Source organism: Chryseobacterium sp. TB1-D10 (assembly GCF_059803555.1).
This window is the reverse complement of the sequence record NZ_JAPFHB010000001.1, coordinates 291,211-317,546: the sequence shown is the minus strand read 5'-3', so window position 1 is coordinate 317,546 and position 26,336 is coordinate 291,211. Positions and strand designations below refer to the sequence as shown.

The 26,336-nt window shown below is 35.9% G+C and carries 21 protein-coding genes; 9 read left to right on the top strand and 12 right to left on the bottom strand.

Features of this window, described 5'->3' with window-relative positions:
• Window positions 1-54 precede the first annotated feature (54 nt).
• Window positions 55-1,023: a tryptophan--tRNA ligase gene (trpS, locus tag OPU68_RS01460; RefSeq protein WP_498472181.1), complete on the top strand. Its 969-nt coding sequence runs from the start codon at window positions 55-57 to the stop codon at window positions 1,021-1,023.
• Window positions 1,024-1,076: 53 nt separating this feature from the next.
• Here the strand turns inward: trpS and OPU68_RS01455 are convergent, their stop codons facing one another.
• The 6 genes from OPU68_RS01455 to OPU68_RS01430 all read right to left on the bottom strand — a co-directional run bounded on the left by OPU68_RS01455 (window position 1,077) and on the right by OPU68_RS01430 (window position 5,877).
• Window positions 1,077-1,775 (bottom strand): YjjG family noncanonical pyrimidine nucleotidase, encoded by a 699-nt coding sequence (locus OPU68_RS01455; RefSeq protein ID WP_498472180.1) that lies wholly within the window; start codon window positions 1,773-1,775, stop codon window positions 1,077-1,079.
• Window positions 1,776-1,854: 79 nt separating this feature from the next.
• Complete coding sequence (locus OPU68_RS01450) at window positions 1,855-1,992, bottom strand: hypothetical protein (protein WP_232704573.1); 138 nt, start codon at window positions 1,990-1,992, stop codon at window positions 1,855-1,857.
• 55 nt (window positions 1,993-2,047) lie between these two features.
• Window positions 2,048-2,638 (bottom strand): RNA polymerase sigma factor, encoded by a 591-nt coding sequence (locus OPU68_RS01445; protein ID WP_498472179.1) that lies wholly within the window; start codon window positions 2,636-2,638, stop codon window positions 2,048-2,050.
• Window positions 2,639-2,854: 216 nt separating this feature from the next.
• Complete coding sequence (locus OPU68_RS01440) at window positions 2,855-3,328, bottom strand: hypothetical protein (protein WP_498472178.1); 474 nt, start codon at window positions 3,326-3,328, stop codon at window positions 2,855-2,857.
• 118 nt (window positions 3,329-3,446) lie between these two features.
• On the bottom strand, window positions 3,447-4,727 hold the full coding sequence (gene metK, locus OPU68_RS01435; RefSeq protein ID WP_498472177.1) for a methionine adenosyltransferase: 1,281 nt from the start codon (window positions 4,725-4,727) through the stop codon (window positions 3,447-3,449).
• Between the two features lie 199 nt (window positions 4,728-4,926).
• Window positions 4,927-5,877: a hydrogen peroxide-inducible genes activator gene (locus OPU68_RS01430; RefSeq protein ID WP_498472176.1), complete on the bottom strand. Its 951-nt coding sequence runs from the start codon at window positions 5,875-5,877 to the stop codon at window positions 4,927-4,929.
• Between the two features lie 110 nt (window positions 5,878-5,987).
• On the opposite strand from OPU68_RS01430, the gene OPU68_RS01425 reads away from it, so the two are divergent.
• The 3 genes from OPU68_RS01425 to recJ all read left to right on the top strand — a co-directional run bounded on the left by OPU68_RS01425 (window position 5,988) and on the right by recJ (window position 10,290).
• A complete protein-coding gene (locus OPU68_RS01425) occupies window positions 5,988-7,478 on the top strand; it encodes a catalase (protein ID WP_498472175.1) in 1,491 nt (496 codons plus the stop codon).
• 116 nt (window positions 7,479-7,594) lie between these two features.
• Window positions 7,595-8,485, top strand: a complete 891-nt coding sequence (locus tag OPU68_RS01420; protein WP_498472174.1) for a T9SS type A sorting domain-containing protein — start codon at window positions 7,595-7,597, stop codon at window positions 8,483-8,485.
• A 92-nt stretch (window positions 8,486-8,577) separates the two neighbouring features.
• Window positions 8,578-10,290: a single-stranded-DNA-specific exonuclease RecJ gene (gene recJ / locus OPU68_RS01415; RefSeq protein WP_498472173.1), complete on the top strand. Its 1,713-nt coding sequence runs from the start codon at window positions 8,578-8,580 to the stop codon at window positions 10,288-10,290.
• A 50-nt stretch (window positions 10,291-10,340) separates the two neighbouring features.
• Here the strand turns inward: recJ and OPU68_RS01410 are convergent, their stop codons facing one another.
• The 4 genes from OPU68_RS01410 to OPU68_RS01395 form a co-directional block, all read right to left on the bottom strand.
• The gene (locus OPU68_RS01410) at window positions 10,341-12,905 is read right to left on the bottom strand and encodes a DUF7619 domain-containing protein (RefSeq protein ID WP_498472172.1); all 2,565 of its coding nucleotides are present in this window, start codon (window positions 12,903-12,905) and stop codon (window positions 10,341-10,343) included.
• 91 nt (window positions 12,906-12,996) lie between these two features.
• Entirely contained in the window at window positions 12,997-14,463 is a 1,467-nt protein-coding gene (locus tag OPU68_RS01405; RefSeq protein WP_498472171.1) for a hypothetical protein, read from the bottom strand.
• A 69-nt stretch (window positions 14,464-14,532) separates the two neighbouring features.
• Complete coding sequence (locus OPU68_RS01400; protein WP_498472170.1) at window positions 14,533-15,294, bottom strand: LytR/AlgR family response regulator transcription factor; 762 nt, start codon at window positions 15,292-15,294, stop codon at window positions 14,533-14,535.
• Window position 15,295: 1 nt separating this feature from the next.
• Window positions 15,296-17,215 (bottom strand): tetratricopeptide repeat-containing sensor histidine kinase, encoded by a 1,920-nt coding sequence (locus OPU68_RS01395; protein ID WP_498472169.1) that lies wholly within the window; start codon window positions 17,213-17,215, stop codon window positions 15,296-15,298.
• A 136-nt stretch (window positions 17,216-17,351) separates the two neighbouring features.
• Here OPU68_RS01395 and nadD point away from each other — a divergent pair, with 136 nt between their 5' ends.
• The 5 genes from nadD (at window position 17,352) to OPU68_RS01370 (ending at window position 24,259) form a co-directional block, all read left to right on the top strand.
• Window positions 17,352-17,966: a nicotinate (nicotinamide) nucleotide adenylyltransferase gene (gene nadD / locus OPU68_RS01390; protein WP_498472168.1), complete on the top strand. Its 615-nt coding sequence runs from the start codon at window positions 17,352-17,354 to the stop codon at window positions 17,964-17,966.
• Between the two features lie 57 nt (window positions 17,967-18,023).
• Window positions 18,024-18,365, top strand: coding sequence for a DUF3817 domain-containing protein (locus OPU68_RS01385; RefSeq protein ID WP_498472167.1), 342 nt, complete (start codon window positions 18,024-18,026; stop codon window positions 18,363-18,365).
• 55 nt (window positions 18,366-18,420) lie between these two features.
• Window positions 18,421-19,419: a 2-hydroxyacid dehydrogenase gene (locus OPU68_RS01380; protein ID WP_498472166.1), complete on the top strand. Its 999-nt coding sequence runs from the start codon at window positions 18,421-18,423 to the stop codon at window positions 19,417-19,419.
• Between the two features lie 286 nt (window positions 19,420-19,705).
• A complete protein-coding gene (locus OPU68_RS01375; protein WP_498472165.1) occupies window positions 19,706-21,964 on the top strand; it encodes a TonB-dependent receptor domain-containing protein in 2,259 nt (752 codons plus the stop codon).
• A 36-nt stretch (window positions 21,965-22,000) separates the two neighbouring features.
• Window positions 22,001-24,259, top strand: a complete 2,259-nt coding sequence (locus OPU68_RS01370) for a TonB-dependent receptor domain-containing protein (RefSeq protein ID WP_498472164.1) — start codon at window positions 22,001-22,003, stop codon at window positions 24,257-24,259.
• Between the two features lie 90 nt (window positions 24,260-24,349).
• On the opposite strand, the gene ctlX is transcribed toward OPU68_RS01370, so the two are convergent.
• Together ctlX and OPU68_RS01360 are read right to left on the bottom strand one after the other, a co-directional pair.
• On the bottom strand, window positions 24,350-25,267 hold the full coding sequence (gene ctlX, locus OPU68_RS01365; protein WP_498472163.1) for a citrulline utilization hydrolase CtlX: 918 nt from the start codon (window positions 25,265-25,267) through the stop codon (window positions 24,350-24,352).
• Window positions 25,268-25,305: 38 nt separating this feature from the next.
• Window positions 25,306-26,220, bottom strand: coding sequence for a dimethylarginine dimethylaminohydrolase family protein (locus tag OPU68_RS01360; RefSeq protein ID WP_498472334.1), 915 nt, complete (start codon window positions 26,218-26,220; stop codon window positions 25,306-25,308).
• Between the last annotated feature and the right edge of the window lie 116 nt (window positions 26,221-26,336).

Genomic DNA, 26,336 nt, shown 5'->3' with positions numbered 1-26,336 from the left:
AACATTTAATCTTTCCTATTTTTGTCAACTGAATTTTATAAAATCTAAATCTTAATGTCTAGAATCCTTACCGGAATACAAGCCACCGGAACACCACATTTGGGAAATCTTTTGGGAGCAATTATTCCCGCTATCGAATTATCCAAAAAACCCGAGAACGAATCCTTTTTGTTCATCGCCAATCTTCATTCTTTAACGCAGATTAAAAACGCTGTTGAACTTAAAGAAAACACCTACGAAATTGCTGCAGCTTGGCTTGCCTGCGGACTAGACACTGAAAAAACATACTTCTACAGACAAAGTGACATTCCGGAAACCTGCGAACTTTCGTGGCATTTGTCATGCTTTTTCCCTTACCAAAGATTAACATTGGCACATTCTTTCAAGGATAAAGCAGACAGATTGAGCGATGTGAATGCCGGACTTTTCACTTACCCAATTTTGATGGCTGCTGATATTCTATTGTATGATGCTGAAATCGTTCCGGTTGGGAAAGATCAGCTTCAGCATTTGGAAATTGCAAGAGATGTGGCTTCCAGATTTAATAATCAAATGGGAGACGTTTTGGTTTTGCCTCAGGCAGAATTGCAACAAGACACGAAATATGTTCCCGGAACCGACGGACACAAAATGTCAAAATCGAGAGGAAACATCATTAATATTTTCTTGCCGGAAAAAGAACTGAAAAAGCAGGTAATGTCCATCGAAACAGATTCTACACCATTGGAAGATCCGAAAGATCCGGAAACAGATAAAGTTTTTGCAATCTACGCGTTGGTTGCAACGCCTGAACAAACGGAAGAATTAAGAGCGAAATATTTGGCTGGAAACTACGGTTACGGTCACGCTAAAAAAGAATTGCTAGATTTGATTCTAACAAGATTTGCGAAGGAAAGAGAGACTTTCGATTACTATATGAATAACCTTCCAGAGCTCGAAGCAAAACTTCAGGAAGGCGCTCAGAAAACAAGAAAGATCGCTACAGAGACCATTACAAGAGTAAGAGAAAGTTTAGGAATCTAATCCTACAAACTTCAACCCATAAAAAAAGCCTTTCAAATTGAAAGGCTTTTGTTTTATAAATATTGCTTGACTTCTGATAGATTTTTGATGACTTTCAGATTCTCTTCCTGAGGATTATCATTGTAAACATCAAAGAAAATAACATCGATTCCGAATCTTTGCGCACCTTTTACATCTGCAATCCAGTCGTCGCCGATCAAAATACTTTCAGATTTCTCAGCTCTCGCAAGATCTAACGAATGTTGGAAAATTTCGGGTCTGGGTTTTCTTACGCCAACAGAATCTGCACTTGTTATGGTTTCAAAATAGTCGGCAATTCCGGAAAGAATACATTTTCTTTCAGTCACTTCCTGGAAACCGTTGGAGATGATGTGCATTTTATATCCCTTAGCTTCGAGATAATCAAGTAAATCCGCTGCGCCGGGAACGAGTTCATTGTATTTTAAAATTTCATCAAGAAAATGATGTTCAAAATAATCTGCTAACACCTGATTATCAACTTCAAATCTTAAGAAGGTGTTGTAAAATCTGTACTTTCTTAGATGTTCCTTATCAATCTCACCATCGCGGATCTGTTCCCAAAGTTTTTCATTGATCTCGTGATAAGCATCGTGAAACAATTCAAAATCGATGTTATATTTTTCGGAAATTTCCTGATTTTTAAATAATTCTTTGATGGTCAAATATGCGTTTTTGCGGTGATCCCAAAGTGTATTATCGAGATCAAAAAAAATGTGCCTTATGTTTTTCATAAGGCACAAATCTAATCATTTTTGATCCACGTAGGAAAGTTCAATCATAAAAAATCAATTATTTAAAATCTAAAAATGCTTAGTTCTTCGAAACTAAAATGGTTTTTCTGTTCTTAGTTTTTATTGGATGAATATTCTTGGAATAGTTCATCAGAAAATCGATTATTTCTTTTTTCGGCATCAAAGCTTTCGTTGTTAAAGTGTCGTTTTTTTTCATAGGCTGACTTTTACAACAATAACGCCAAAAGAAAATCTTTATTATTAAATATTTATTATTTTGTCAAAATAATATTATGTTCTTCCATAATCTTTCTAAGGTTGATCAACGCATATCTTACTCTGCCCAATGTCGTATTAATACTCGTATCTGTATGATCTGCAATCTCTTTGAAGCTGAGACCATCGAAAAACCTAAGCTTTATCACCTCTTGCTGGTTCTCCGGAAGCATTACGAGCATTCTCAAAAGATCGTCATTTATTTGCTTATCTATCAAACGGTCCTCAATATTATTTTCCGGCTCTTTGATAATGTCAAAGATAGAAAACTCTTCATTTTCGTAAGATGTTTCGGATATTTTGATGTTTTTTGACTGGAGTCGGTAATGATCAATGATCAAATTGTGAGCGATACGTTTTGCCCAAAGGATGAATTTGTTTTCCTCTTTGTAGCGGCCTTCCTTCAGTGTCACAATGATTTTGATAAATGTATCCTGGAAGATATCATTTGCAAGATCCTCATCCATCAGTTTGTAATAGATAAAGCTGAAAAGATCTTTTTTGTGCCTGTTTATAAGTAAGGAAAGAGATTTCTCTTCGCCGTTTTGATATTGAAGAATCAGTTGGCTATCAGTCTGCGTTTTCATAATATTTACTTCTTTGATATAAAACCCAGCAGTTCATTAATTACATTAATAACTAATTTAGTCTGGCTCGGTTGATTTATTTTAAAAAAAGTAATTTTATTCTATACGCTGTAATTTAGGTTTGTAAAAGTAATAAAAAAGTCAAAACAAAACGTTAAGAGATTGTTAAACTTTCAAATTCTTTTAATTTGATGCAAAAAAAATTAAAAAGTTAAATCAATTAAGTACAACTAATGGGATATTTATTGTGAAATTGATATTGAGGCCTTTCAGCTCTTTGCCGTTAATTCCCTCTTTATCGATTGAAAAACCATAGCCTCCAGTTAAATCCAGAATCCCAAAAAGACTGAATCCTGCCTTCGGAGCAATATATTTATTAGTAGCTTCTGCTCCCAAAATGAAATAATGCGCGTGGTAGAAGTCTACATTTTTCTGAAAATTTAACAGGAAATCAGCATTTACTTTTGGCATGATTGCAAACTTATTATTTGCAGAACCCATTAATGCAGACGCTCCAACTCTGAAGAGAACATCGTCATTACTCAGGAAAAGCAACTTACCTCCTATTTCCCCAAAACTTTGGTTTTGATAGACATAACCTGCTGTGACAAACTTATGCATCGTCAATTGGGACTTTGCAAAACCACAGAAGGACAATAATATAATAAGGATATAAAGTTTTGATTTCATTTTTCTAATCTTATTTACGACAAAAATAACAAAACAGATGCTTGAAAGCGTAATTAATTAAAAAAACTGCTTCATCCCAAGACAAAGCAGTTTTGATTATAATTTTATAAGAATCAGATTAAAGTCCGAATTCTTTTTTGATGTCTTCTACTCGATCCAGTTTTTCCCAGGTGAAAAATTCCAAGTCTTTCAAAGTTAATTCATTTTTAAGACCTTTATTGAAGGTTTTATCAGCTACGTAATAATCTTTCCCCATATGTCCGTAAGCTGCAGTCTCGATATAGATAGGATTTCTTAGCTTAAGGTTTTTCTCAACGGCGTAAGGTCTAAGGTCAAACAATTGCTGAACTTTCTTAGCCAGCTCGCCATCGTTGATATCCAATTTGGAAGTTCCGTAAGTATTGATGTAAAGCCCACAAGGTTCTGCAACACCGATTGCATAAGAAACCTGAACCAAAACCTCATCTGCAACACCAGCTGCAACCAAATTTTTCGCAATGTGTCTTGTTGCGTAAGCCGCACTTCTGTCCACTTTACTTGGATCTTTTCCAGAGAATGCACCACCACCGTGAGCACCTTTTCCACCGTAAGTATCCACGATGATCTTTCTTCCCGTCAAACCTGTATCTCCGTGAGGACCACCAATTACAAATTTTCCTGTTGGGTTGATATGATATTTGATATCGCCATTAAACAAACTCTGAATTTCAGGTTTTTGCTTAGCTTTGATCTTAGGAATCAAGATTTCAACAATATCTTTTTTGATTTTAGCCAACATTGCTTCTTCGCTTCCGAAATCGTCGTGCTGTGTAGAAACTACAATGCTGTCTATTCTCACTGGTTTGTGATCATCAGAATATTCAATAGTCACCTGAGATTTTGCATCCGGACGAAGGTAAGGAATCGCTGAACCTTCTCTTCTAAGATCTGCCAATTCTTTAAGAATCTGATGTGCAAGATCTAACGCCAAAGGCATATAATTTTCGGTTTCGTTGGTTGCATATCCGAACATCATTCCCTGATCTCCGGCACCTTGAGCATTTGCTCTGGTTTCGAAATCAGTCTCATCCAATGTTCTGTCAACACCTTGGTTGATATCCGGAGACTGCTCGTGAATCGCAGAGATCACACCGCAAGAGTCACCGTTGAACATATATTCGCTTTTTGTGTAACCAATTTTATTGATCACATTTCTTGCAATCTGCTGAACATCAAGATAAGCTTCTGACTTCACTTCGCCGGCCAAAACAACCTGACCAGTGGTCACAAGTGTTTCGCAAGCTACTTTTGAGTTTTTGTCGTAAGCTAAAAAATGATCAATAAGTGCATCAGAGATCTGATCTGCAACTTTATCCGGATGTCCTTCAGAAACTGATTCGGACGTAAATAAATAAGACATAAATAAATTCCTTTTATATTAATTTGTTTAAGGATAAACTACTGATTGTAAAAAGGAACTAAAAAAGAAAAATCTGTTTTAGCATTTTTTATTGAGGTTGCAATCAGTCAAAGTTCTCCTCCGTTTATTCAAAATCGGATGCAAATTTACAAACTAAATTTTAGATTTCAAAATCAATTCCTATTCAGTTAGTATGAATTTATTCAGGTTTTATGCTGACGTAATTTTCTTCATCCTTATAGAAATTAAGTTTCTTCTCCATAGAGCTGCGGATTTCGGAAATCAATTCATCTATGATTTTCTGTTTGTAAGTCGGTTTGTAATAGATCAGGCTGATTTCTCTGTACGGAAACGGCTTGATAAATCTGGAAACTTTCTTTTTCTGCTCTTGCGACAATTGTTGAACTCCAATTTCTGACAAGATCGTAATTCCGCCCACTTTATCCACCATTTGAATTAACGTGCTCACATTGGAAGCCATAAATTCTAGATTTTTTGGTTTAAGAGAATTTTCTTTCAGATGACAGATATTTTCGAACTGTGTCCGCAGGCAGTTTCCTTCCTCCAGGAGCCAGACTTTATTCACATCAATATCTTCCGGAACAACAAAACAATCTTTCTTTTGTACCTCTTCCGCACCGGAATAAAGCATCAGCTCCTCATTAAAAAGGAAATCCTGATAAAACTCGTCAGCAGCACTATAAGGCGTTGAAATAATCCCGGCATCCAATTCTCCGGACTTCAGAGATTTGATAATACTGTCGGTTGTCATTTCCTTGATATTCAGTTCTATCTGAGGATTTTTGTTCAGAAAACTAAAAATCTCATTTGGAAGAATAAAAGTTGAAACCGTTGGGATGATTCCCAAATTGATTTTACCTGCCAGAATATTATTGAGAAAATTGGCTTTACTCTTGAGTTCCATCACGGCATCAATGATTTTTTGAGCCTCTTTGATGAGTTCTGCACCTGCATCTGTAGTCCTGATTGGATGCGTGGTTCTGTCAAAAATCTTGACATCCAGCTCATCTTCAAACTTCTGGATCATCGCGCTAAGAGTAGGCTGAGTGATAAAACACGCTTGTGCAGCTTTGCCAAAATGTTTATATTTATCAACCGCAATCAAGTATTCTAATTGTTGGATATTCACGGGTTCTAATTTATTTTATCTATGACAAATATAATTATTAATTTGTTTCATGAATAGGTTTTTTTATCGAATTTAGCTTTAAAATAACATACATCAATAAAATCTGAAATATGGAAAATAAGAAAAAACTCACCAATTCCGTTGGAGCACCATACTTTGAACATCAGGACTCTCAAACTGTTGGCCCACGCGGTCCGGTTTTGCTGCAAGACTTTATACTTCAGGAGAATCTTGCACATTTCGTAAGAGAAAGGATTCCGGAAAGAATCGTTCATGCCAAAGGTTCCGGCGCGTATGGAACTTTTACCGTTACCCACAACATCAGCCATTTGACAAGAGCAAAAATCTTCTCTCAGGTTGGAAACTCATGCAGAATGTTTGCAAGATTCTCTACAGTAGGCGGAGAAATGGGAAGCGCCGATACAGAAAGAGATCCCAGAGGTTTTGCTTTGAAATTTTACACGGAAGACGGGAATTGGGACTTGGTTGGAAACAACACGCCTGTTTTCTTTATTAAGGATGCTAAAAAATTCCCCGACTTCATTCATACTCAAAAGCGTGTTCCAAAAACAAATCTGAAAAGCAAAACGATGATGTGGGATTTTTGGTCTCTTAACCCAGAATCTCTTCATCAGGTTTTAATCTTAATGTCTGACAGAGGAATACCTCACGGATATCGTCATATGCACGGATTTGGCTCTCACACTTTTTCTTTGATTAATGAAAATAATGAAAGAACATGGGTTAAATTCCATTTCAAAACGCAGCAAGGCATCAAAAATTTCACAGATGCTGATGCCACAATAATGAAAGGTGAGAACCCGGATTTTTCTCAGGAAGATTTGGTAAATGCCATAGAAAAAGGAGATTTTCCAAAATGGAAACTTTATATCCAGACAATGACGGAAGAACAGGCAAAAGAATGGCGCTGGAATCCGTTTGACGTGACCAAAGTCTGGTTCCAAGACGAGTTTCCTCTTCAGGAAGTAGGTGTGATGGAACTGAATGAAGTACCTAGAAATTATTTTGTACACGTGGAACAATCTGCTTTTGCGCCAAGCCATTTGGTGGATGGGATTAGTTTTTCTCCGGATAAAATGCTGCAAGGCAGATTATTTTCTTACGCCGATGCCCACAGATACAGAGTTGGTGTAAATTCTCATCAGCTGGAAGTTAACAGATGTCCTTTTGCTGTCAATAATTTCCAGAGAGCAGGACAGATGGCAAGCGATTCTAATTATGGTGACCAGCCAAATTATTTTCCAAATAGTTTCAGCGATGTAGAACCTGCAGAATCTTACAAAAATCTGGAATACGACTTGGACAATTCCCGAGTTGCCCACTTTGACAGAAATCAAAATGATGATGACCATTACACACAGCCTGGATTATTCTATACGAAAGCTCTAGACACAGAAGCGAGAACATCGTTAGTAAATAACATCATTGGACATCTTGGCGGTGTAGACGGACCGAAACGTGACGAGATCATCAACCGTCAGCTTTGTCATTTCTTCCGTGCAAACATAGAACTTGGGATGAGAGTTGCACAAGGTCTTGGCGTAAACATCGATGCTAATGCGATGAATCACACGAAATAGATTTACAAATTATTATAAAACCTAAACCTTTCGATTTTTTCGGAAGGTTTTTTTGTTGACTTAAAATTAGTTCGTAATTATTTCTCTAAATTCGCTTTCCATTTTTAAATTGATTTATGACAAAATTTTTATTCTCTTTAGCAACGGCTTTTTTATCGATTTCAATATCTGCGCAACAGCAAAAAATATCTTTTGAAACTTCTGAAGGTTACAATTCTGGAACAATAGTCGGACAAAAAGAATGGATGGTAAAAACTGATATTCCCAATAGTAATTTCAAAGTTATCAACGGAAATTCTACAGACGGTGCAAATTCAGTTCAGGTTACAAGCAACGGAAATTATACCGAAAGCCTCTCCTATCTCTTCAAAAAAATCCCTGAATATAACAGACTTTCAATCTCTGCAGATGTAAAATTGGAGAATTTGGACAGTTCAGATTATTATATGTTGTCACTTTATTACAACAACAATGGCGTTTATTCCTGGGCTGGCGGATTTTATTTTGATTACGAAGGCGGAATGTATGCAGACAGCGATGAAGCCATCAAATACATCCAAGATTGGGAAGCCGGAAAATGGTATAATTTGAGAATAGAAATAGACCACCTGACAGATAAAAATGTGAAATATTATCTTGACAATCAATTGGTTTTCACAAGTCCACTGAGCAATAAAATCATAAGAACCAATGAACTGAATTTTGAATTTGATAATTACAACAGTGGTTATATTGTTGACAATATTATCATTAAAGATTTGGATCAATTATCAGTAAATGACATCAATAAAACCCAGGTCAGTGTTTTTCCAAATCCAAGTTCTGATTTCATTAATATAAAATCTGATGAAGAAATTAAATCCATAAAAATTTATGATATCAAAGGTTCATTAATTAAATCTGATAATATTTCAAAAGTCGATATTTCTACTTTCCCTAAAGGAAATTATATCATTTCGATTGAAACAAAATCCGGAGTTGAGACTAAAAAATTTATCAAAAATTAAGCGCAAAATTTTTGATTTTCAATACAGGCTGTCAATCAAATTGGTAGCTTTTTTAATTTCTTATCGATAAATTTTTCATTACTTTTGTAGCTATGAGTCAAAAATGGATCTATAAACCCGAGCCGGACGAAGAAATTGTTGATGGATTAATTTCTTCTATTGGTTTTGGAACTTTAGAATCCAAAATCCTGGTGATGCGAGGCATTGATAATTATCAGAAAGCCCGCGAATTCTTCAAACCAAACGGAACAGACATCCACAATCCTTTCCTGATGGCCGATATGCAAAAAGCGGTAGAACGCATTGCAACGTCTATAGAAAACGGCGAAAAAATATTGGTCTACGGCGATTATGATGTAGACGGAACCACTTCGGTGGCTTTGATGTACTTATATCTCAGCAAAATAGTTGACAAAAAATATCTTGATTTTTACATCCCAGACAGAAATGTTGAAGGTTACGGGATTTCTGACGAAGGAATCGACTTCGCAAAAGAGAACGGATTTTCATTAATCATTGCTTTGGATTGCGGGATTAAATCTGTGGACAAAATAGATTATGCCAATTCCGTAGGTGTGGATTTCATCATTTGCGATCACCATTTACCAGGCGACGAACTCCCTAAAGCGATTGCTGTTCTGGATCCGAAAAGAAAAGACTGCCGATATCCTTATAAGGAACTGAGTGGTTGCGGCGTCGGTTTCAAACTTTGTCAAGGTCTTAACACCATCTATAAAATTCCGGAAAGTGAATTGTTTGAATTAACGGATCTGCTGGCCATTAGTATTGCCTCGGACATCGTTGCAATGACTGGTGAAAACCGGGTCTTGGCAATGCAAGGTTTGAAGTTCCTCAGAAAAACAAGGAAGTTTGGATTAAGATTACTAATTCCAGAAGAGAAATTAGCACACTTCGAAATTTCAAATATTGTTTTTGATATTGCTCCAAAAATCAATGCTGCGGGAAGAATTTCTCATGCTAAAGCTTCGGTTGAACTGATGATTTCGGACAACCTGAAGCAAGCTCAGCAAATGGTTGAAAACATCATCAACTTGAATGATGAGCGCCGCGAGATGGACATCAACATTACGCAGTCAGCGATGAGCCAGGCTTTGGAAATGCACAAAAACCAACGATACTCCACGATTGTTTACGATCCAATTTGGAACAAAGGCGTGATCGGCATTGTAGCTTCCAGATTAATAGAAAATTACTTCAAGCCAACTTTAGTTTTCACTGAGGGAAATAACGGCGAAATGGTGGCTTCTGCAAGATCAGTTTCGGATTTTGACATTCATAAAGCCTTGGAGTTCTGTTCAGATTTGTTTATGAAATTTGGTGGACATCAGGCTGCGGCAGGACTTTCTATGGAAAAAGAAAAGTTTGAAGAGTTTAAAATACGTTTCGAAGATTATGTGAAAAGTAATATTCAGGAACATCAGAAAGAACCAACAATTTATGTTGACAGTATTGTAAATCCTGAAGATCTGAATCGGGAATTCATCAATTTCCATAGAAAACTAGCTCCTTTTGGACCTCAAAATATGAAACCGATTTTGGTTCTTAAAAATGTAAAAGTGAATGGCTATGTAAAATTGATGGGAAAAGAAAGCACGCATCTAAAATTCAATATTTTGCAACCGACGACCGGCAGAAATGTCGAATGTGTCGGATTCCGTTTTGGACAATTTGCTGAAGAGTTTAGAACTAAAACTTTCGATCTGGCATTTACCATTGAAGAAAATCATTGGAAGGGTAATGTTTCTCATTTCTTAAATATTAGAGATGTAAATTTCAGAGATTAAAAATTAAATTATAAAAAAACCCGATTCACTTTGAATCGGGTTCTTCGTTTTTATTCCTTAATGATTTTCTGTAATGTGGTGTCTTTCGAGGTTTTTATTTTCACGTAATAAGTTCCCCTTGGAGCATTTATATTAATTTTCAGTTCCTTGGAAGGCAGATTATATATTTGTTTTTGAATTAACCTTCCTCCAGAATCATATATTTCTATGGCATTAATCTTCTCGTCTGACATCATATTAATTAAGCCTGTAGTTGGAATCGGATAAATTTTTATTTCCGAATCTTTACTATTCTGCACACCCAACGTTGGAGATTGATAAACCATTTTATTAGCATACATCAATCCTGTAGAGCAAGAAACAATGGCATTCACATCCAAAGATTGTCTCACGGTAGAATTGTTTGAGTAAACCATAACTTTGATGTAGTATCTTCCCGGTGATAGGCTGTAATTATCCACTTTCGGACTTCTGCTATTGAGCCAACCTTTGAAACCGTCACTCATCCATTGCGTTCTCGTGATTTCTATCTCGTCTTCACTTCCGTCTGGATTTACTTTTACAAGATAAGTCCAGTTTCTTACAAAAGACAAGGATCTTAGATTTAGTTTAGCATCCGTTGCGTTGTCTGGGACTGTGAAATCTCTGCTTTTGTAGGTGTAATATCCTTCAAAATTGTTCAAAGAAATCCATTGGCTGTTGTTTCCATTTCCGATGTCGGCAAAACTCCATCCGGAAAAAGTCTGTCTTACTTTTGGTGTCATTTCTGTTCCGTTGATATCATAGCCTTTCCAGTCGTCATCGGCAGAGTCAATTGCAATGAAATTATTATCAGAATTCTTTCCTGTTGACAAATCTGCCACATTCCCTCCAACATTGAAAGTAATTGTCTGAGTGGATAAAGCATTATTTGAATCAAAAACAGTTAATTTAGCAGTGTAATTTCCCGGAACAGTGTAAGTCACTGTTGGTTTTACATTTGTGTTTGAGCTGACGGAAGGATTTCCTGAAAATTCCCATTGATAATTTGTAATATTTCCTGTACTTAGGCTTGCATCAAAATTGATCTTATAATTATTCTGGCTAAAATCTGATGCCGTATAATTGAGTTTAGCTGCAAGGATTGAGCTTGCATCATAGATCGTTGTGACATACTCATTGGTCTCAATCGGGAAATTATAATCGAAATAAATTTCTGCGATATTATTTACCGTATCACCTTCTACAAGGTCTGTTTTGGATCTCATCTTCAGCAAAACATTGCCATGACCACCACTTTGAAGTTTTATTTTTTTGAAAATAAATTCAACCTGATCTCCTGTGATTCTGGTTACTACATCAGCAGATGCGTTTTGCAGTTGTAATGTATTAATATCAAATTCAGTTGGATCAACATTCATTTTCACGACGATATTTTCTGCCTCGGCAGTTCCCGTATTTTCAAAATTGACCACATAATGGAGATATTTCCCAACTGCGACAGATGGAATCGTCTCTCCTTCCAGACAAACGATGTCATTCGGGTCAAAAGAGTTCACAACTGTATGATTGAAACCAAAATTGTTATCTTCCGGCGTAAGATCTGTGCTGTTTGGCGTAATCTGGGCATTGAAAGCCAAAATATCGCCCGAGTTTACCGGATTGGTTGAATTGGTCGGCGTATTGATTGTGAAAGTAATTTCCGAAGCTGTATTTTCAAATGGTTTCAGATTGGCATAATTAAATTCCAGAGTTCCACTGCTAGCCACAGAATATGGAAGCGAACTGTTTTGGAAAGTCATTTTGCTGGCGTCGTAGTTTAGAACTACTTTCCCGGAAAGTGTTGTATTTCCCTTATTTCTCCAAACCAACTTGTAAGTCGCATCAAATCCTGGTCTTGCATTGGTAAGTGGTGCTATCACGACCTCAGCGTCATTTTGATTTCCGTTGGCAGTGACACAAATATCTTGGGTAAAAACATTGTTGTTATTATCTGCAAAGCTCGTAGAAAAATTAGCAGGAGAAACAGTGAACAAAGCAGGATTCTCTGCAAGAGCTGTGATATTAAAATTACCCGATTGCGTGTAAAACTCGTATTTCCCATCGTTTTGGGCGAAGGTTTCTCCTGAGTTTGTTCCGTCATTTATTTTAAGTTTAAGGAATTCGAAAGCGTTGTCTGATGTGTCGCAACCGTTGTTATTTGCATCAAATTTTACCGTTCCGGAAATAGTGTTGTGGTTTCCGCCTGGTGTGAATGAGCAATAGGAGTTGACATTGGCATTTGCTAAATATGATTTTATTTGTTCAATTTCAGAATCGTCTGCACAGATGTATTTGAGGTTTGTATTATCAAACGCGCCTCCATATTCTTCAATATACTGCTGTTTTCCGTTCTTGATGAAAAGCGTTTCCAAATATGGATTATCCATAATAGCAATAACTTCTAATTTTTTATTTTGAGAAAAATCTAAAGTTGAAAATTTTGAATCCGGACAATACATCAATTTGAGATTCTCAAGAGAGGACACATCTATTGTAGACAATTTGTTTCCTCCAATCATAAGCTCTTCAATCTTAGGCGTATTGTCAAAGATTAAACTTTGCAGCTTATTACCTGCAACATACAAATTTTTCAAATTTGAACAATTTTTAATATTAAAATCATTCAATTCTGTTTGATTTACTGTGATTTGGGTAAGAGAGGAACAATTTTCAAAATTCAGTTTTTCAATAGCTCCTCCACCATAAAAAAAATGCAGGCAGAAATACAAATTGTTTTAGAGAAGTACAGTTTTTAAAATTAGCTTCGATTAACCCAGATTGTCCATCTACATTGACTTCCTCTAATGAGCTACAATTCTCTGCATTCAATTGATGTAGAAAATTGGTAGCAAAATCTGGTTGAGGATTAGCACCTAATTTATACCATACACTCGCTGAAAGTGTTTCCAAAGATTGCATTCCACTAATATCCAAATCAGAGATAGGTTGATTGTTTAGATTCAAGGTTTTCAGAAAAGCATTATTCTTAACTATAAGATTCCTCAAAGATCCAAATACATTATCATAAGGATTGGTTGAGTAGTTAAAATAATTAAAATTTAACACTTCCAAATTAGTTGCTGGCGTAGCATCAAAAGATTCACCAGAAAATCTCTCAACAGAAATGGTTTTTAGACTTGGAACATTGCTCGTTTCAAGAATGTTACAAGTATATAAATCTATCAAATTAAGCGATGGACAATTGTTTGCATACAATGCTTGCAGAAATTGTGAATCACTTTTTATTGTTTGCAAACTACTGCAATTGTTTGCAAGAAGTGCGCTTATTCCCGAATTATAATCTGGATTGGTCAAGTTCAAATCTGTAAGTAATGGGCAATCACTAACATCAAGTGTGCAAACTTGCAGAGGATTACCATAGTTATAATTTCCCTTTACGGACACCGATGTCAACTGATCACAACGACTGAGATCAATATTGTTAAATCCTATATTAGAGATATTAACTGATTTGAGATTGTTATGGTTGCTTAGGATTAATGTTTCAGAAGGATCAAAATAAATACTGCTGCTTGTTAGTGTAAGATATTCCAGCAAATTAGCATTCTGAATCTTTTCCAAAAATAAATTCCCTGATGAAGCACCATATTTCAAACTAAGACTTTTGAGCTGAGGAATGATATTGCTATCCATAAGCTCAATGCCTGAAATAATAAGTGATTCTAAATTAGGACAATTGCTTAACGATATTTTTCCTGGGTCAGAATTATAAAAAATTGCCGAAAACTGCTTTAAATTATTCAGTCCTGATATATTTAATTCAACATTGGGAACAGCAATTCTACTCAATACAATAGATGTGGCATTAACAAAAGCATTGACTCCTTCATAGTCCATAATTCTGTCCAACTCATTGAAAGCCGGTTCTTCAACACCACCAAAGCTAATCATTTTTGGCTGCACCTTTAGTTCACTTACAGCCTGTGCTTCTATGAAACTGATCTCCCCATCTCCATTAGCATCTATGGCAAAATAATTTCCGCTTAAGTTTTTTGCAACCGTATTGCTAGGAGAAGAAGCCAATAAAATTGCCTTAAAATTAGCATCCGGAATATTAATAATCTGTGCCTGCATTCCTATGGAAAGGAACACTAGCCAAAAAAAAAGTTTTTTCATCATTTGTATTTTCATTGTTAAAATTAGTTTGTTTTTTTTCTAAAATATTACATCATTTAGAATTCGGTTATTTTGAATGAGAATTTAAAGTTTACTGATCATTTCCTGTAGTCTTTCCTTTTTCCGCTGAGAAACCGGAAGCTGGGAATCGTCCGACATTACCACAAAGCCACCATCTTTTTTGATGTAGGATTTCAGTTCGTTTAGGTTGATGAGATGCGACTGGTGAATTCTTTCAAAACCTTGTTCTTTGAGGAGTTCCTCATATTCCTTCAAGGTTTTGGAGATCATTATGGTTTTGTGATTTTTAATGAAAAATTTGGTATAATTATCTTCGCTTTCGCAGCGGATAATGTCTTTGATCTCAAAAAGATGAATCCCATCCGAAGTAGAAAGTGCAATCTTTTTGAAACCGTCCGGTTTTTTTTGAATATTTTCCAGTAGCAAGCCAATGTTTCTGCTATCCCGATTTTGACTGATTACATTTTTGATTTTCTTCAAAACACTTTGCAGCTCTTCCGGATTTACGGGTTTCAAAAGAAAATCCAACGCACTGAACCTAAAAGCCTTAATCGCAAATTCTTCGTGAGCCGTAATAAAAATGATCTGCGAAGCCACGTTTCCGAATTTCTCATTCAGCTTTTCCAGAATGTCAAAACCGGTTCCGTCATTCATCATAATATCCAAAAAAACGATGTCGGGTTTTGCAGTTTCTATCAGCTCTGTTCCGGATTTCACACTATCAGCTTCACCCACGATCTGGATTTCCGGTGCATACAAATTGATCATCATCCTCATTCCTTCCCGCAGGTTACCGTCGTCGTCTATTAATACCGCTTTTATCATCTTAATCTTGTATATAATTCAGTGGAAGTTCCAGCGTAATTCTGGTTCCTTTGCCGTTATTATTTTCATCTTTCAATTCCTCAATTTTCAGATTTACTTTTCTGTTTTCCAGCTCTTCCAGGGTTTCCAATCTTTTTTTAGAAATTTCCAAAGCCATAGAATTGTGCACATTCACAGAGTTTTTCTTGAGTTCCCGGGAAGTGTTGATTCCTATGCCGTCATCTTCTATCACGCAAATGAGCTGGTCATCTTTCTGCGTAAAATCTATTTTAATAAAACCGCTTCCATCCTTTGGCGCAACACCGTGGATAATCGCATTTTCCACATAAGGCTGCAAAAGCAAAGACGGAATCGCCGTATCATCTTCAATTTCAGAATCTTTACTAATTTTAAAATTAAATTTCTGGTTGAATCTCAACTGTTCCAGCTCCAGATAATTCTGCAATGCCTCAATTTCTTTATCAATTGGGATTACAGATTCCTTAGAAAATTCCAAAGTCAAACGCATCAGTTTGGAAAATTTGGACAGATATTTCATCGCATCTTCCTTCCCATTTTGCATGATGAATGAGGAAATAGACGCCAGACAATTGAACACAAAATGAGGATTCATCTGCAGATGCAAAGCTTTGTGCTCAAACTCTACAAGTTGCTTTTGCAGCATCAGTGTTTTTTCCCGCTCTTTGTTTCGGAGGTAGACGTACAATCCTGCCAGGGCAGATCCAAGAATCACAAATCCTAATACTATTTTCAGTTTTTCTCTTCTCGCCGATTCTTTTTTCTCCAGCTGCAATTTTTCATAATGAAAATCGAGTTCTGTTTTCAGACGCTGTTGCTCGTTGATGATTTTTTCGAGATTTTCTTTTTCGAGGTTGTAATTTCTGAGATGCAGCAATGCCAATTGTTGATTTCCCTGCCTATCATAAATATCGGAAAGTAGTTTTTCAGAGTTCATTCGCGTTTCCGGAAGGTCTAATTCTTTAGCCATTTCCAGACTTTTCCCTGCAAACTCAAGCGATTTTTCCAGATTATTTTCATTGAAACTGACTTCTCCCAACAGAAAATAGGTGTCAGAAAGTCCGAATTTGTGATCGATACTTTGAAATGTTTCTTCAGCTTTCATCAAAAAAACAGTCGCAGAATCGTATTGATTTTCAGATATATAATACCGGGAATAATTATTATAAAGTTCGCCCAGACCTCGCGGATTTGGATTGATCTCAAAAGCTTTCAAACTCTCGTCAAAGTATTGTTTCGCTTTGTTTTTTTGATTTTGATTAAGATAGATTAATCCAATATTGGAAGCACTTACCGCAACTGCAGGATTGTTATCTTGTTTTTGCAGCCGGTTGGCTTTGAGAAAATATTCCAGAGCTTTTTTATCGTCATTAATGGATTTGTAAATCACACCAATGTTGTTGTAGATCTTGGACAGCTGAAGTTTATTGTTCAGATCTTCATAGATTTTCATAGCACGGAAATCATATTCCAATGCTTTTGCGTAATTGTTTTTTTCAGAAAATGCAATGCCTTTGCTTCCTAATGTTTTAGCCAGGATTTCTTTGGCTTCTTTTGAATGATCATTGTGATTAATGAGAATCTTTTCCGACGCATCAAAATTTTGTATCGCTTTGTCGTAATCACTTAGAATAATGTAAGAAATTCCAATATTTTGGAAGGCTTTTGCTTCCTGGATTTTGTGATCTGTTTTTCTGGAATTTGTAAGAGCAAGCTTTGCAAATTTCTGCATCGCAGTTGGGTCGGAAGGTTGATAGGCTTCAGAAATCTGGTTCTGAAGCTTTGTAATTTTGTCAGGATCTTTTGTTCTATTTAAAACCGACAGAAGAGAATCCGGAGCCGATTTTTGTGCAGAATTGATGACAAAAAAGCAAAATAAAAGGAGCGTAAAAAATGGTTTCATTTGTGTTTCGGATGCAAAATTAAACTATTCATTTGAAAACCAAAACTCTAATTGAGAAAATGCAGACTATGAATTAGAATTTGATTTCAGATTGACATTTTTATTCTCTAAATTTGAGGTTCAAACTTTTACAGATTTGGAAAACAATAAAAAAATCGGGCTTTTTTTTGGCTCTTTCAATCCAATTCATATTGGGCATTTGATTTTGGGAAATTACATTCTTGAAAATTCCGATATGGAAGAATTGTGGTTTGTGGTAAGTCCGCAAAATCCTTTCAAAGACAAAAAATCTTTGCTCAAGGATCACAACCGTTTGGATATGGTGCAGCTTGCCATCAAAAACTATCCGAAAATGCGTGCTTCCAATGTGGAATTTTCTCTGCCAGTTCCGAGTTATACGATTGATACGTTGACTTATCTGAAAGAGAAATATCCGGGTTTTTCATTTTCATTAATCATGGGCGAAGACAATCTGGGAAGCCTTCACAAATGGAAAAACTACGAATTACTTCTTGAAAATTATCAGATTATAGTGTATCCGAGAATTTTAGTTGAAGAAAAAAGAGACGAGGTTTTTGAGAGCAGCAGACAGAAAATAATACAACACCAAAATATCCATCAGATCAATGCGCCAATCATAGAATTGTCTGCGACAGAGATCCGCAATATGATAAAAGCCGGAAAAAATACAAGACCAATGCTACCACCGGAAGTTTTTGAATATTTGGATGGAAGTAGTTTTTATAAATAATGAGTTTAATCATTAATCGTTTTTCTTTGCTCTTTATTCTTTTATCTTTGCTCCAATATGAACATCATAGAAAAATACTACTCCAAATATCCGGAAGAAAAAATCATCAAATGGTTTAAGCAGATTTGTGTCGCAGAAGCTATTTCCTGGTTTTTCCTCTTCACAGCGATGGTTTGGATCCGCCTCGAGCCAGAAAGTGTTTTCGCAATCGTGTACATCAGTACCGTTGGGACTATTCACGGATTTTTTTTTACACTTTACCTCATCTTTCTTCCGGCGGTGAGGAAAATATATGCTTGGGATGATGAGGATTCTATATTTGCTTTGTGCGCTGCTTTTTTTCCGTTTGCAACCATTTGGGTTGATAAAAAACTGATGAATAAAAATCGGGATGAATGATGAAAATCAATCTTTAAAAATTCTTTTTAGCGACTGATTTTCTTAACTTTAAGGAATGAAAATCACATTCTTCTCTTCCAAACCTTACGACAAGGAATTCTTTGACAAAGTCAATCAGGATTTCAATTTTAAACTCGAGTATTTCGAAACACATCTCGGTCCGCATATTCTGAATGTCATTGACCATTCCGATGCTGTTTGCGCTTTTGTAAATGACACTTTGAATGCTGAAGTCCTGGAATCGCTTTCCAAAAAAGGGGTAAAATATATTGCCTTGCGCTGCGCAGGTTTCAATAATGTGGATCTGGAAGCAGCGAAACGTCTTGGAATGAGAGTCTGCAGAGTTCCTGCATATTCTCCGGAAGCTGTTGCGGAACATGCAATGGCGATGATTCTGACACTTAACCGGAAAATTCATAAAGCTTACAACCGCGTTCGTGAACAGAATTTTTCTTTGAATGGATTGATGGGATTTAATCTTTATCAAAAAACGATTGGCGTGATCGGAACTGGGAATATTGGAACTGCATTTGCAAAAATTGCTAAAGGATTTGGCGCGAAAATCCTTGCTTACGACATTACAGAAAGTAAGGAATTAAAAGATATGGGAATCCAATATATTCCACTTGATCAATTGCTTTCTGAATCTGATGTGATTTCACTTCATTGTTCGCTGATGGAATCTACACATCATCTGATCAACAAAGATTCTATCAATAAAATGAAAGAAAATGTGATGATCATCAACACCAGCCGTGGCGGATTGATCGACACAAAAGCGGTAATTGATGGTTTAAAATCCAAACATATCGGTTATCTCGGAATTGATGTTTATGAGCAGGAAGAGAAATTATTTTTCCGCGATCTTTCTCACACAATTATCGAAGATGATACAATCCAGCGATTGATGAGTTTCCCCAATGTTTTGGTAACAGCGCATCAGGCCTTTTTCACGGAAGAAGCTTTGCATCAGATTGCGACTTCTACTTTAACTAGTCTTTCCAACTTCGAAACCAATAAAGAATTTGAAAATCCGAATGCGGTTTTAATTTAAAATTTCATTTAAACTGAAAAAATATTTCGATTACAATGGTCGGAAAATTAAGCCTTTGCAAAAATTTGCAGAGGCTTTTTTACTTTTTCTCAATCTTGATGTAATAAAATTTGAGCTTCAATTGTCTAATCTATAAACTGAGACAAAATTTTTATAACTGAAAATCAACGCTTTAAAAACAAAACTAATTTTTATTTACTACTTTGTATTGCATAATACTAATATTATAATATATCTTTGCAATATCAAATAGTAAGAAAAGCCAACTACTTTAAAACAAACAATTATGAAAGCCAAGATCCTCATCGCAGTTATATTTTTCTCCGGAATGGTAACTGCTCAGCAAACGAAGATAGATTCCACAAAAACTAAAAATATCGAAGAAGTAAAACTTAGTAAAAAAGTTTTTCAGAAAAAATCTGACCGATTTGTTTACGATGTTGCTTCCTCTCCTATTGCAAAAGGAACCAATTCTTTTAACCTGCTGCAACAGACACCAATGTTGTCCAGTACAGACGGAAAGACTTTCAAAATAATGGGGAAATCCAACGTAGTTTTCTACATCAATGGAAAAAGAACATTGATGGATGCGGAAGCAATAACTGAAATGCTGAAAAATACACCTTCCGAAAATATCCAGAGAATAGAAGTGGTAACGGTTCCTGGAAGTGAGTTTCAGGTGGAGGCAAACGAAGGTGTCATCAACATCGTGATGAAAAAAAGCAAAACGAATGGCTACAACGGAACATTGAAAATGAATAACAGCCAAAGTTTTTACAATAATCCTTCTTCTGGTGTTGCCTTCAATGCGAGACAAAATAAATGGTATTTCAATTCCAACTTCAATATGGGAAGCTACAGAGAAAGAGAAAAATATACGCTGACCAACGGCGATTCAACTTTCAGTAACGAGTCTTACGGAACGATGGATGATCCGAACAAAAACTACGGTGGAAGTATCAATATTGATTATGAGATTAATAAAAAACAAAGTCTTGGATTCAGTTATAATATGCGTTACAATAAGAGTTTCGGTTCTGTACTGGATATGACGAATTTCGAAAACGGACAACTTTCCAACAGAACTATCAATCAGGAAGATGCTCAAACGAGAAACCATAATTTCAATCTTAATTATGAAATAAAGACTGATACGCTTGGAAGTAAATTAAGTTCAAACATTTCTTACCTATGGTTCAACAGAGATAAAGTAAGTCTTGGCGAGACATTTCCATTGTCTAATACAGGCACTTATAGCGCCTTTCAACAAGCTGTTCCTCAGGTTATTAACAACTACGCAGCAAATATTGATTATATCAAAAAATTCAGAAATGAAAGTACATTTGCCATTGGAACAAGTTATAATTATACCAATACGGACAGTGATACCAAACAAAATAATTTTGACGGAATCAATTTTATAGAAGACAATCTTCTTTCCAATCACTTTATTTACAAAGAAAATATCATCGGTGCTTACGCTACTTACGAGAGAAAATTCAGTGAAAAATTCTCCGGGAAATTAGGAACAAGATTCGAAGCTACAATCAGCACAGGTGAAGTTGTTGGAAAAGCAGATATTGGTTTTGAAAGAAATTATAACAATCTTTTGCCTTACGCCACTTTGAATTATGCTATTAATGAAAACAATAATATTACCTATAGTTTTTCCAGCAGAGTGAGAAGACCAGGATTTGGGCAGCTGAATCCTTCCAGAACTTACTTCACGCCGAGTAATTATATTCAGAACAATCCTTTTATGCAGGCTTCCAAGAATTATAATCAGGAGATCAATTATATGTACAAAAATGCTTTCTATGCCAATTTGAGTTTAAACTTTGCGGAAAATGCTTACAGCCAATTGCCTTTGCAGGGAATTGAAACAAAAATCCAAAGAGACGAAAACGGAAATCCTATCCTTGGACCTGATGGACAACCAATCAAAATAACCTCCAAATTCCTTAGATATATCAGAACCAATTATGGCAACAACAAACAGTTGGGATTGACTTTAGGAATGAATAAAGCGTGGTTCGGCGACATCTGGACAACCAATTATTCTGCAAATTTTGAATATGCAACTATATCCGGCGGTGTAACAAAAGATCCAACTTCGCAACTACTTCCAGGAGACACAGAAGAATTACAACCTTTTATTATTAATATTAAAACATTGAATATGTTCTTTCAGGCCAACAATATGATCAGATTATCATCGAAAAAAGATTGGTATGCGGGTGTTAATTACTGGATAATGCCGTCAAGAGAAATGGAAATTGGAAAGCTTCATACACAACAAAGTTTGGACTTAAATATCAAAAAAATAATGGGGAATTTCACATTCCTTGTAGAAGTGAATGACATTCTTAATTCAAACATCGATGACATCAGAACTATGCAGCCCAATGGAACTTATAATAGCGTAAGAAGCTTCAAATACGGAAGAGAACTGAACATCAATGTGACTTATAATTTCGGAAATCAAAAATTAAAAAAAGCCAGAGAAGTGAAATCTGCTAACGATGCTATCAGATCCAGAACTTAATCATTATCAAAACTTTAACTCTCAATAAATCTATTTATGAAAACTCTCAATACAAAACTACTTTTAGGATTAAGTATCGTCTCAGGAATCTATCTGAATGCTCAAGAGAAACCTAAAACAGATTCTGCTGCCACAAAAAACATTGAAGCTGTTACCATCACAAAACAAGTCTTCAAAAAAGAAAGTGACCGTTTCGTCTATGATGTTGCCGCCTCGCCAGTTGCAAAAGGAAACACCGCTTTTAATATTTTGAAACAGACGCCTTTGGTTTCTTCTACCGACGATAAAACATTGAAAATTATTGGGAAAAACAACGCGGTGATTTTCATTAATGGAAGAAAAACCAATATGGATGCTGAGTCATTAACTCAATTCCTGAAAAATACACCAGCCGAAAACATCCAGAAAATCGAGGTGATTACGCTTCCGGGAAGTGAATATCAGGTGGAATCTTCCGACGGAATTATTAATATCGTTCTGAAGAAAAAAATGACCGACGGACTGAACGGAAATATGAGAATGGGAAATTCCCAGAGTTACTACAACTCTTCATACGCCGGACTTTCCCTGAATTACAGAAAAGATAAATTGGGAATCAGTTCCAACATCAATACAAGCCAGAACATTCAGGAGCAATATTATATCCTGAGAAATGGGACAGCCACTTCCAGCAATCAATCGGAAGGAAGAGTAACAGATCCCAACAAAAATCTTGGCGGCTATTTAAACATCGATTATCAATTGAATGACAACAGCAACTTAGCCATGACTTGGAATTCCTGGGCAAACAGAAGTTACGGCTCTACCTCTAACCTTTTCAATACGATAACAGGTCCCAATGCAATAGGACAGCAAGAAACCAATTACAATTTTACCAAGAATCTAGAAAATTCTCGCTCGTACAACAATTCTTTGAATTTGAATTACGAATGGAAAACGGACACGCTTGGAAGTAAACTGAATTTGAATGCCGCTTACCTTCATTATAAACGTTTCCAAAATGCTGATAATAAAACTTATAACTCAGACATTTTCCAGACTTTGATCGGCAGTCCAATTACTCAAATTACACAAAGCACGCCACAGATCATTGATAATTTCTCTTTCTTAGGCGATTACATTAAGAAATTTAAAAATGATTTTACCGTTTCTGTCGGCGGAAACTACAACAAGACCAAAACCGACAACAATACACTTAATGAAACTTACAGAGTAGGCCAAGCACCGAAGATCAGTCCAAACTACTTTATTTATGATGAAAATATCTACGGTGTTTATTTAACACTTGAAAAGAAATTCTCTGACAAATTCTCCGGGAAGATCGGATCCAGATATGAGATCACAAAAAGTGTCGGGACTTCTGACAATTCTGAAAACCCCGAACTTAACAGGTTCGAAAGAGACTATAATAATTTTTTGCCTTACGTAAGTTTGAACTATGCGATCAATGATAAAAATAATATCTCATACGCTTTCTCCAGTAGAATGAGAAGACCAAGCTTCTGGGAACTGAATCCTGTTAAAAACTACCTGACAGATGTGAATTACACTCAGAATAATCCATTTGTAAAAGCCGCTTCGGTTTACACAAATGAAATGACCTATATGTTTAAGAATTCTTATTTCCTAATCTTGAATCATTCCTATACGAAAGATGTGATCACGCAGGTCTCTTTGATCGGAGCACCAGTTTCTACAACTGGAATTGTAGGACAGGATCAGCTGAGATACATCAGAACCAATTTTGGAGACAAACAAGAAATGTCCGCAATGATAGGGATGCAGAAATCATTTTTCAAACAATATCTGACGACCAACTTTAATATCGGAATGCAGCGAAATATCAATAATGGATTCCTTAATACCGATCCAATCACAGGTGAAGTTTTCCCGGATTATGTGAACAAGATCAAGTCTAACAGTTTACTCATCCAAACCAACAACACCGTAAGACTGGACAAAAAGAAAACCTGGTTCCTTGGCGTCAACTATTGGTATGTCGACAACCAGCAAATAGAATTGGGACAACTTAAATCATTAATGAGCCTTGACGCCAACATCAAAAAAGTATGGAACGACTGGACCTTCGCTTTAGAGATCTATGACCTTTTGAAAACAAACAAAGTGGTGATCAGCGATAATTCTCAAGCCGACGGAAAATATAATTACATCAATCAAAATCAATACAACCAAAGCGTCAACTTCAGCATCACTTACAATTTCGGGAACAAAAAAGTTCAGAAGATTAGAGATATCGACAGCGCAGACAAGGACATAAAAAACCGCACCAGATAACTACATTATATATCACGTTAAATTTTTCAAAAAGAAAATCCCGTCAAGTTTTATTACAAGACGGGATTTTTGATTTGTTTTTAAATCAATTTATTTCTTCGGCAGGAAAACCTCTGCCAACATACATCTGGCACTTCCACCACCGTTGGTTTCTATGGTCTCCAAGTCAGAATAAATGATTTCTGAATATTTTTCGATGGCAGAAACTTGTTCCTGCTTCAAAGATTTGTACGCACTTTGGCTCATCACCAAGAATCTTTCTCCAAAATTATTTTGAACCTGAAGCATATTTCCAGCAAAATGCTGCATTTGCTCTTCGGAAATCTCTACCAATTCTTTTCCCGAATTTTTGATGGATTCAATGACTTTTTCTCTTTCTAGTTCGTCATCGATACAATCTAAGCAGATTACAACAAACTTGTCTGCAACACACATCATTACATTGGTATGATAAATAGGCAATCTTTCTTCACCCGCAGTTTGATACGAATGAAAAACGACAGGTTTGAAGCCGAATTCACTACAGAACTTTCTGAAAAGTTCCTCATCCAATCTCAAAGAAACTGATCCGTAAGCAATTTTGTTATCGTGGTCAAAGATCATACTGCCTGTTCCTTCCAGATATTTATTTTCCTTTTCAATTTTAGAATAATCGATAATTTCTTTGACATCAAACTGTTCTTTGACTTGATTGATAATGTCATTGCGTCTTTCCAAACGTCTGTTTTCCGCAAACATCGGATATAATACAACTTTTCCATCCTGATGAAAACTCACCCAGTTATTAGGGAAAATAGAATCCGGCGTTTTCGGATCAATTGTATCTTTTATGGTAATGACATTGATGCTTTTCGCTCTCAATTTTTCAACAAAAGAATTGAATTCCTCAAGTGCTTTTTCCTGCACATTTCCTTCCTGCTGAACCTGAAAATAATTGTTAACCGCCGTTTGCTCGTTGAATCCGAAAGCAATTGGCTCTATCATTAGAACTGTATCTGTAGTCTGCATTGTATTAATTAAAAGATTAAGAAATTTAGATTGAGAAATTATTCTCTTACCAAAGGCAACGTTGAACATCTCAAAAGTCCACCCATTTTGGAAATTTCACGGTAAGGAATTTCTTCTACGGTAATTCCCCATTCGTTGCGGAAATGGTCATTCATTCTGGTGAAAGCTTTGTCGGAAACTACGACGTCTGGTGCAAGTGAAAATACATTCGGGAACATCTGGAACATCTCTTCGTCATTGACATTGAAGCAATTTTCTTCACCAAAAATATCGAGAACCAATTGGTAGTCATCTTCGTCTACAAATCCATTTTTGTAAATCACACATTTGTCCTCTCCAATCGGATTGAAGGTACAATCTAAATGCAGAATGCCTTCATAAGGTTTGGTATCACTTTTCTTTAAATCCAAATCGATAATTCTCTTTTTAGGGAAATATTCTTTTAGAATTTCAATCGCATATTCGTTGGTTCTGGCGGTCTTTAGATTTCTGTAATCCGGGCTGTAACTCGTTCCTACAAAAAGGAATTCTTCCCAAACAATAACGTCGCCGCCTTCTATGTGTGCTTTTTCCGGCAGGTTGATGACGTTTCTCCAGGATACTTTATCAATGATATGTCGGTAAGCTTCCTGCTCATCTGCACGATCCGGAATAATGTTGGAAATGATCATTTTGTCTTCGATCACAAAAGCAACATCGCGGGCAAAAACCTGATTGTAATCTTTGATAATTTTCGGACGGAAAACCTCGACATCATATTTTTTCAGAACTTTCTCAAATTCTGACATTTCAAAGACGATATCTTCTTCTTTCGGATAGATATTATTTTCGATGGTGTTGTATGATTTTGCATCATAACTTTCTGCAAGCGTAGGAATTGGTCCATTGGATTTTGGTTGACCAAGAACTACAGATTTCAGTTTACCGGTTTCGTTTTTAATATTAAGATTAATTGCCATAAAAATGTAAGTGTCGCAAATATAATTAAAGCTTTGCAATAACCGAAGATTCAGGAATAATATCTGTTTATAATCTTTATCAAGCGTTTTAGAATTCTGATTTAAAGGTG